Here is a 1,406-nt window from a genome sequence, read left to right on the forward strand (position 1 = left end):
CGTCGCTCGCCGCCACCGCCGCCGCGCTGAACCTGACCGCGTAGGCGGCGCCCGCGGCGTCGCGCCGCTCGCGGGCCGGGAGCGCGCGTTCGGGATGGAGCTTTTCGCGAGACACGGGGTGTCCTGCCCGCGGAGACGGCGTGTCGCGAGAATCTCCATCCCGAACGTGCGGGCGGGCCGCGAGCGAGGTGCGTGCGGCCGGGCGGGCCTCGAGCGACGTCCGAGCGACTGGGGGGCGCCGACTGAAGGCGTGGGCGACGGATGCCGCGGGCCCAGGAACCAAGGACACCACGCGGCATCCGCTTGATTAACCCTCGAACATGTGTTCGAATACCTGCATGAGGTGGAGCGCGCAGGAGCTGAGCACGGAGCAGACGGGCGCGCTGCCCGGACTGGCGCGGCTGAACAACCTCGTGCGCAGCGTGCGCACGCCCGAGTTCGCCGGCATCACCTTCCACGAGGTGCTCGCCAAGTCGGCGCTCAACAGGGTGCCCGGCCAGAGCGCGATGCCGTTCGGCTGGACAATCAACCCCTACCGGGGCTGCTCCCACGCGTGCTCCTATTGTTTTGCCCGCCCCACCCACACCTACCTCGACCTCGACGCCGGCACAGACTTCGACAACGAGATCATCGTGAAGGTCAACGTGGCCGAGGTGCTGCGGAAGGAGCTGGCGAAGCCGGGCTGGGGCAGGCATCCGGTGGCCCTCGGCACGAACACCGACCCGTACCAGCGGGCGGAGGGACGCTACCGGCTGATGCCGGGCATCATCGCCGCCCTCGCGCAGTCCGGAACGCCGCTGTCCATCCTCACCAAGGGCACCCTGCTGCGCCGCGACCTCGACCTGCTCGTCGAGGCGAGCGAAGTCGTTCCCGTCGATCTGGCCATGTCGATCGCCATCTACGACGACGAGCTGCAGCAGGCGGTCGAGCCCGGCACCCCGTCGACCGCCGCCCGCCTCGCCACGGTGACCGCGGTGCGCGAGCGCGGGCTCGACTGCTCGGTGTTCATGATGCCGATCCTGCCGTTCCTCACCGACACGAAGGCGCACCTGGATGCCGCGCTGCGCCAGGCCAGGGCGGCCGGCGCGTCCAACATCATGTACACCGCGCTGCACCTTCGCCCCGGTGTCAAGGACTGGTACCTGCAGTGGCTGGCCCGCGACCACCCCGAGCTGATGCCGCGCTACCAGGAGCTCTACGCGAAGGGCGCGTACGCTCCGAAGGAGTACCGGATCTGGCTGGCGGCGCGCATCAAACCGCTGATTCGCGCGCACGGCCTCGAGCGCGGCAGGGAGGATCCCGCGACCGGCGGCGTGCGCTCGAGCGCCCTCGGCCGCCCGGAGCTCGGCCGCCCGGAGCTTGCCCGCCCGGAGTTTGCCCGCCCGCCCGCCAATCCCGCCGCCCCC

General features: G+C 71.4%; 1 protein-coding gene. It reads left to right on the forward strand.

The annotated features are described in order from the left end of the window. Positions 1–338 precede the first annotated feature (338 nt). Positions 339–1,406 (forward strand): Rv2578c family radical SAM protein (locus E3T48_RS07045; RefSeq protein ID WP_134523215.1); only part of this gene is annotated, 1,068 nt, incomplete at its 3' end.

The organism is Cryobacterium fucosi, assembly GCF_004403515.1.
GTDB classification, from domain to species: domain Bacteria; phylum Actinomycetota; class Actinomycetes; order Actinomycetales; family Microbacteriaceae; genus Cryobacterium; species Cryobacterium fucosi.